The organism is Roseibium aggregatum (genome assembly GCF_014692675.1).
GTDB classification, from domain to species: Bacteria; Pseudomonadota; Alphaproteobacteria; order Rhizobiales; family Stappiaceae; genus Roseibium; species Roseibium aggregatum_C.
This window is the reverse complement of the sequence record NZ_JABFCZ010000073.1, coordinates 1-1680: the sequence shown is the minus strand read 5'-3', so window position 1 is coordinate 1680 and position 1680 is coordinate 1. Positions and strand designations below refer to the sequence as shown.

General features: G+C 55.9%; 2 protein-coding genes. Both read right to left on the bottom strand.

Translation table 11 applies throughout. The features are described 5' to 3' along the window. Nucleotides 1-133 precede the first annotated feature (133 nt). Nucleotides 134-1282, bottom strand: coding sequence for a tyrosine-type recombinase/integrase (locus HK439_RS26305; RefSeq protein WP_209012086.1), 1149 nt, complete (start codon nucleotides 1280-1282; stop codon nucleotides 134-136). Nucleotides 1283-1393: 111 nt separating this feature from the next. Continuing rightward, nucleotides 1394-1680, bottom strand: a 287-nt coding sequence (locus tag HK439_RS26730) for a hypothetical protein (RefSeq protein ID WP_209012087.1), incomplete at its 5' end; no start/stop codon positions are given.

Sequence of the window (1680 nt, the reverse complement as noted above, 5' to 3'; positions counted from 1 at the left end):
ACCGAAACGATGCAAACTGAAACATGATCGCAGGCAGATGGTCAGCCGTGCCCGAACTGTCCGGGAATTACTGAAACGGTTGTCCGGGATTTAGCGTAATCGCTGTCCGGTATTTCTGAAATCCGCAATGTGATTAAAACAGCTTCTCATTCAAATCCTTCACCACGCCTTTGACATGGCTTTCGGACAGGTGGGCATAGCGGCGGACCATCTGGAGGGTGCGGTGGCCGAGGATGTCGGCAATCTCGACCAGGCTGGCGCCGTTCATAGCCAGATAGCTGGCTGTAGAGTGCCGCAGGTCATGGAAACGGAAATCTTCGATTCCCGCTGCTTCCCGTGCATTTTCCCATGCTTTACGGATGTCGATGGGCTCTTGCCCGTCCCGACGTGGGAACAGCCAGCGGCGCTGGGCAGGGGGCTCTAGTTCATCATAGAAGCACGCCGCCTTTTCGGCCTGTTCAGTCAGAACATCATGTAGATGATGGACGACCGGCACGGCGCGGGTGTCGCCGTTTTTGGTATCCCGCAAGATTGCCGTGTCGCGGTTCAGGTCGATGTCGCTCAGAGTGAGGCCGAGGATCTCGCTTTTGCGCGCGCCGGTGGATAGCGCAAACACTACCACGGGGTAGAGGTGCTCATTATCGCTTGCCTTGCATGCCTCCAGCAGCCTCTTGCGTTCGTCCTCGCTGAGGTAGCGGATGCGCTCGTTGCGGATTTTGGTGATCTTGTTCACGCCGTCGAGCGGGCTGGTGCCAATCCAACCCCACTGCGCCGCATATTTGAACAGCACAGCCAGGGTGTCCTGATAGTGCTTCAGCGTCTTCCGGCTTTTGGGTTTGCCGCTGGAGGCTTTTCGGCGACCGTCGCCCGCTGCCGCCAGTTCGGCGATTTTGTCGCTCACCATATCGGGCGTGATGTAGGCGAGCGCGTATTGGCCGAGGGCCTTTTCCCAATAGTTCAAGAAGGAGGTTTCGGCCCGTTTGGTGCTTTCGGCCCGGTGGATGAAGACCTCTTTGCGGAAGCGGTCGATCACGTCCTGGAGCGTTTTGCTGGCAGCCGTGCGGACAACGTTTTTGAACTCGCCGCGCCGGATGGCGCTTTCGGTATCCTGCGCCCACAACTTGGCATCCGTCAGGCGCTTGAAGGTGCGCTGCTGGGGCGGAAAGCCCTTCATGCGGATCATCACCCGGTAGGTGGTGCCGGTTTTGTGTTCGCGTTTTTGGATCGTCGCCATGAGCTGCTCGCTGACGCTGGAGAGCCGGAAAAAGGTGCCGAGGCACATTTAAGGCACACTAAATACCAAACTTCGCCCACAATTGCCAATAGACCACGGAATGAGAAATTGAATATCTAATTGAAAAATATGCTGAAAAATTTTTGTGGTTGTTGGGAGTTATAGGCCAACGCTTGGCTCATAACCTGAAGGTCGCAGGTTCAAATCCTGCTCCCGCAACCAAACAAAAAAGCCCCCACCAGGGGGCTTCAGACTGCTGACAAACCCGTCGTTTTCGGCGGGTTTGTTTTTTTGGCTTTGGTTTTGTGGCGCTTGTCCGCGTTTTTGCGTTTGGTCCTTTACGCGCTGGTCTTTGTCACGCGGGAGCTTGTTTCGGAGCTTTGGTGAGTGCCATTGCGATCTTTTTGATGTTTTGGGCAGTGGCGGCGAGTAGGCACTGCACTTGT